Raw genomic sequence first — 255 nt, forward strand, 5'->3', positions numbered from 1 at the left:
TTACCAATAGTTAATCATTTATTTAGTTGTTATTTTCTTTCCATATCTTTCATCAAACATTTTTTGAACCTCTGATTTAGCTGATAGAAACTCTGTAATCCCTCTTTTGTTCCATTTCTCGTTGTAGCCTATCGCTACCAAGTAAACGATTTTTTCTACAGCTTTTTCGTTTGGTAAACTGTTCATTGTTTTTGTGCGTTTTTTTATCTCTTTCATGGTGCGTTCTATGGTGTTTGTCGTATAAATTTGAGGACG

At 32.5% G+C, this 255-nt stretch carries 1 protein-coding gene; it reads right to left on the reverse strand.

The window, feature by feature from the left end; genetic code table 11:
• Positions 1 to 18 precede the first annotated feature (18 nt).
• Positions 19 to 255, reverse strand: a 237-nt coding sequence (locus KI343_RS19940) for a transposase (RefSeq protein ID WP_212928127.1), incomplete at its 5' end; no start/stop codon positions are given.

Origin of the sequence: Oceanobacillus sp. J11TS1 (genome assembly GCF_018333215.1) — a bacterium.
GTDB lineage: Bacteria > Bacillota > Bacilli > Bacillales > Amphibacillaceae > Oceanobacillus.